4 protein-coding genes are annotated in these 2,112 nt (G+C 35.8%); 3 read left to right on the forward strand and 1 reads right to left on the reverse strand.

Features of this window, described 5'->3' with window-relative positions; genetic code table 11:
• Positions 1 to 200: 200 nt before the first annotated feature.
• The 3 genes from Q361_RS13455 to Q361_RS13950 are packed head-to-tail and all read left to right on the forward strand — an operon-like array spanning position 201 to position 1,379.
• Positions 201 to 575, forward strand: coding sequence for an ArsR/SmtB family transcription factor (locus Q361_RS13455; RefSeq protein WP_026728957.1), 375 nt, complete (start codon positions 201 to 203; stop codon positions 573 to 575).
• Positions 572 to 1,171 carry a mercuric transport protein MerTP gene (gene merTP / locus Q361_RS13460; RefSeq protein ID WP_103727238.1) on the forward strand — a complete coding sequence of 200 codons (600 nt, stop codon included), beginning with the start codon at positions 572 to 574 and terminating at the stop codon, positions 1,169 to 1,171. The genes Q361_RS13455 and merTP overlap by 4 nt, the downstream gene beginning before the upstream one ends.
• Position 1,172: 1 nt before the next feature.
• On the forward strand, positions 1,173 to 1,379 hold the full coding sequence (locus Q361_RS13950; protein WP_069796431.1) for a GDCCVxC domain-containing (seleno)protein: 207 nt from the start codon (positions 1,173 to 1,175) through the stop codon (positions 1,377 to 1,379).
• A 162-nt stretch (positions 1,380 to 1,541) separates the two neighbouring features.
• Here the strand turns inward: Q361_RS13950 and Q361_RS13470 are convergent, their stop codons facing one another.
• Complete coding sequence (locus Q361_RS13470; protein WP_103727239.1) at positions 1,542 to 1,853, reverse strand: hypothetical protein; 312 nt, start codon at positions 1,851 to 1,853, stop codon at positions 1,542 to 1,544.
• Positions 1,854 to 2,112 lie beyond the last annotated feature (259 nt).

Consider the following 2,112-nt stretch of genomic DNA (forward strand, 5'->3'; position numbering starts at 1 on the left):
TCTTAAATTGAAGTCCGTTTTTCACGAAAATGTTTATCTTTAGCAGAAATTAATTCGTTCGCTGGCTTCGCTTCTGCGTCAAGCCGCAAAACGTTAGTGGCAAGGCTATGACGACACAACCCGTCAGACAAAATCGGGTTCTTTTTGACATTTTATATTTTAGCAGTTGCTTAAATAAACAAATTGACTACCTTTGTGCTATGGACAACAATTCTTGTATAAGACAACAAGCGGACATTAAACAAATAAACCGCTGTAAAGACCGAGTTTCAGAACTCAACGGCTCGTTTGACTATTTATCGAACGGACTTGAATTGGCAGGAAACAACGTAAGACTGAAAATTCTATTTCTGCTCTATGAAGAAAAACGACTTTGTGTTTGTGATATAAGCGACATTCTCGGTATGACAATTTCAGCAGTTTCACAACACTTGAGAAAACTCAAAGACAGAAAACTTATTGAAACCGAACGAGAAGCACAAACCATTTTTTACTCGTTGACAAAAGAGTATGAAAAAATGCTGAAACCGTTTTTCAAAATACTTGACGAAAACAAAATATTAGAAACATTATGAAAACAGACAACAAACTAATCGGAGCAGGACTTTTAACAGCAATTGCAGCTTCATTGTGTTGCATTACACCTGTCTTGGCTCTCATTGCAGGAACAAGCGGACTTGCTTCTACTTTTTCTTGGCTCGAACCTTTCAGACCGTATTTTATCGGTTTGACAATTTTGGTTCTTGGTTTTGCTTGGTATCAAAAGTTGAAACCTAAAAAGCAAATTGACTGCAACTGTGAGACAGAAGAAAAACCAAAATTCATTCAGTCAAAAATGTTTTTAGGAATTGTAACAGCATTTGCAATCGTTATGCTTGCCTTTCCATACTATTCAAGCATTTTCTACCCAAAGAAAGAAAAGCAAATCATAGTAGTGGACAAATCCAATATTCAAAAAGTAAAATTTACGATTAGCGGAATGACTTGTGCGAGTTGCGAAGAACACATAAATCACGAAGTAAATAAATTGACAGGAATAATAAGTTCAAACGCTTCATATGAAAATGGAAATGCAATCATAGAATTTGACAACTCAAAAACAAATATTTCTGAAATCGAAAAAGCAATAAACTCAACAGGATATTCTGTAACCGACAAAAAAGAAAATTAAAATGGAAATCAAATTACAATCAACAATAACTTGCCCCAACTGCGGACATAAGAAAGAAGAAACAATGCCGACAGACGCTTGCCAATATTTTTACGAATGTGAAAAATGCAAACAAGTTCTAAAACCAAAACAAGGCGACTGCTGTGTTTATTGTAGCTACGGAAGTGTTGCTTGTCCACCAATTCAGCAGGACAAAAAATGTTGCTGACAGACGGAAAACAAAGAAGCCCAGCCACTAACAGCGGTTTGGCAAAAGTGGCGGTTCAGTGCTTCGTATGACAGTTTTTCGTAAATTTGAAGTGTGTGCTTCGTATGAACATTTGTGGTTAAATCGCCACCTTCGCCAAGCCGCAAACCGTTAGCAGTAACCTTATGCGACAATGCACAAATCATCAATAGTTCTTAAACTTTCAGCACCATCGTATTCTTCAACTTGAAAAGCCGTGCCGACAGGTAGCCAATGAATTGACAATCCATCAGAACCACCAGCATAAATATCAATGCCTAAATTATCTTTTACCCATTCATCATCAATTTCGTCATTCCTATTTTGCTCAACCATTTCAACCAATTTAGGATGAAATAATAATTGCTGATGTTCTGTGTTCCAAGAATACCAACCTGCACCAAATCCGTGTGAGATAAGCACGGCAACTTTTCCATCTCTAATTACTTTTTCCATTTTTATTATTTGTTTTGTACGACTGACCGAAAAAAGGCTACTGCTAACATTGCATTGCCAAAATTGGGGCAGACGTGGTTAATTTAAACTTTTGTACTACTATTAAACTGCATTGCTAAATTGAACATTAGTTTTTCAAAATCCCCAACATCGGCAATGCTTTTACGTTGTGCGTCATACTACCGCAACAGAATAGAAAACTGAAAAAAGTAATTAATTAAAAATAAAAAAATGTATCAAAAATTAACAAAAAATCAAT

It is taken from the genome of Flavobacterium croceum DSM 17960, assembly GCF_002917885.1.
Taxonomy (GTDB): Bacteria; Bacteroidota; Bacteroidia; order Flavobacteriales; family Flavobacteriaceae; genus Flavobacterium; species Flavobacterium croceum.